At 54.9% G+C, this 2,424-nt stretch carries 2 protein-coding genes and 1 pseudogene; 2 read left to right on the top strand and 1 reads right to left on the bottom strand.

Annotation, left to right across the window (positions count from 1 at the left end; genetic code table 11):
- The first annotated feature begins 505 nt into the window (after positions 1–505).
- Together AB5Y64_RS11890 and AB5Y64_RS11895 are read left to right on the top strand one after the other, a co-directional pair.
- The gene (locus AB5Y64_RS11890) at positions 506–628 is read left to right on the top strand and encodes a hypothetical protein (protein ID WP_260395686.1); all 123 of its coding nucleotides are present in this window, start codon (positions 506–508) and stop codon (positions 626–628) included.
- 277 nt (positions 629–905) lie between these two features.
- Positions 906–1,372 (top strand): annotated as a pseudogene (locus AB5Y64_RS11895) (IS5 family transposase); the annotation flags it as partial.
- 57 nt (positions 1,373–1,429) lie between these two features.
- Here AB5Y64_RS11895 and AB5Y64_RS11900 read toward each other — a convergent pair.
- Positions 1,430–2,347 (bottom strand): IS5-like element ISEc35 family transposase, encoded by a 918-nt coding sequence (locus tag AB5Y64_RS11900; protein ID WP_113979304.1) that lies wholly within the window; start codon positions 2,345–2,347, stop codon positions 1,430–1,432.
- Between the last annotated feature and the right edge of the window lie 77 nt (positions 2,348–2,424).

Raw genomic sequence — 2,424 nt, forward strand, 5'->3', positions numbered from 1 at the left:
GTTCAGGTTGAACCGGAATGAGCGTTCACATTGGTCCGGAAATGGTGTTCACGTTGAATCGGAATTGGTGTTCATGATCGGCCGGAATATGCACACGCAGTGTAACAAAAGGAGTGACCCGGTCGAGGAAGGATAAATCTAAACGCTCGAACTGTGATTACTATCACAATCATGCCGGCAAGATTTTCGCGTATCTGCACATGGCTTAGACGAGAGAAGGAATATTTAGGCTCTGCATGGAGCCTAAATTTTTAGCGGATGTCATTGTGTCTATTAGTGGAACGCAATATCAGGTTATCGGTGAGCAACCCCTCCATGGGATCAGCAAGTCCCGCGATGCCAGCAGAGGGTGAGCGTATTTGTACGCTTCCCCCCAAGGCGCCTGAGCACATGGTGCCGCGATCACGGTGCAGCCGTATGCCTCGAAATGACTCATGAGGACGGCGTACTGTCGGTAGTCCAGCTCACTGTATTGCAGGAAGGGGTAGACGCCAGGGATTCCATCTTGTCGTCATTGCTGAACGCACCTTCCATCGCGACCCTGTTTGTGAAACCGGGCCGCGTGGCGATCCCTGCCGAGCAATTGGATGCCTATGAGATGGCAACGGATGAGCTGCCTGTCGACTAAGGGCTGCCCCGGGAGTACAAGTACAGAAATGTCCCCTATATCTCCAAGCTGAAGAGATAACACCGTGACGGGAATAAGGGTGTGTACGGCTGGCTCAGAAAGCAAAAAACCGACCCTGAGGTCGGTTTTTCTAATTTGGTGCTGGGTCGGGATTGACTCGCGCCATCCCTGGCGCTCGCCTTGCGGGCAGCCTTCGGCTGTCCAAGCGGGCTAGGCTGTGTTCTTAAAGTGATGAAGATATAATCTCACATCTTCTCAACAGCTTAAGACCTATGCAGTGTCCCGTCGTTACCAGTTGACCGATGCACAATGGGGACTTATCGAGCCCCTTTTTCCATACCACCGCATAAGCGGACGTCCTACTCGCGAGCCACGCCAAGTGCTCGATGGCATTCTCTGGATACTCCACACCGGTGCGCCTTGGCGAGATCTGCCAGAACGTTTCGGCCCATGGAGTTCGGTCTACAACACCTTTCGACGTTGGCAGAGTACAGGTCACATCGATGCCATCCTTGAAGCGCTGCAACTACATCTCAATGAAGAAGGGCTTATCGACTTCGACCTGTGGTGCATTGACGGCTCCAATGTCAGGGCATCCAAAGATGCTGCCGGAGCGCGTAAAAAAACACTCCGGTGAATCAAGCGCTTGGTCGCTCGCGTGGAGGTTTTGGCAGCAAAATTCACTTGGTCACTGATGGTCATGGTTTACCGCTGGGGTTCTGCCTTTCACCGGGGCAATCAGCGGGGCCTTGTTGATCAAATCCAAAGTCGGATACTCGCTCCCCAACCCGCCGGGCGGGCTTAGTTGACGGCCTGCCGAATAGGCATACCAAGCCCTATGACCTTGTTCATGACTTTCACCCCGGCCAGGATCTCACCCACCTGGGCGTTGTAGCTCCGCAGACTCAGTTTCGGACCGATGAGCTGCTTGAAGCGATACATGGCGGTCTCAGCTATCGAGCGCTGATGATAGCCAGAGTCCTTTTTCCATTGCTCCAGTTCTCCTGCCTTGAGCGCGGCAACCGCCTCGTTGCGTGGATGGCCTTTCTTCCAGAATGCCGCATTCTTTCTCGGCGGTATGGTGGCCTTGATGCCCTTCTTTTGCAGTAGGGCATAACAGGCTCTGGTGTCATAAGCACCATCGGCGCTGACTTGTTCTATCTTGCGGCGCAAGGGGTTGAGCAGCGTGGGCAGCACCTCGTTATCGCCCACCGTTTCCAGGCTGACTTCGGCTGCGACGATGGCATGGGTCGCCGCATCTACGGCCAGGTGAAGCTTGCGCCAGACGCGGCGTTTCTCCTTGCCGTGCTTGCGAATTTTCCATTCGCCCTCGCCATAGACCTTGAGTCCGGTGGCATCGATGACGAGGTGAGCCACCGGGCCATGGCTCGGTAGGCGGTACTTGATTTCGACCGTCTTGGCACGCTTGCTGATACAGCTGTAGTCCGGCGACTGTAAGGGCACCTTCATCAGCTTGAACAGCGAGTTGATGAAGCCTTCCAAGGCACGCAGCGGTAGCTTGAATACCGCCTTGAGCATCAGCGCGGTTTCAATGGCAGAGTCGCTGTAATGGAAGCCTCGCCCCCGGCGGCCATGATGGGTTTGGCAATGCCACTGCTGGATGGCTTGCTCATCCATCCAGACGGTCAACGAACCACGTTGCACCAAGGCTTGGTTGTACTGTTTCCAGTTGCTGATCTTGTGCTTGGACTTGCCCATCTGGCGCTCCCGGTGGTGAACCTAAGAGATCAGATCACCAAACTGCGGGATAGTTCCCTGATTTGAGCAACAACGCC

It is taken from the genome of Aeromonas sp. R5-1 (genome assembly GCF_040908265.1).
In the GTDB taxonomy this organism is placed as follows: Bacteria; Pseudomonadota; Gammaproteobacteria; order Enterobacterales; family Aeromonadaceae; genus Aeromonas; species Aeromonas caviae.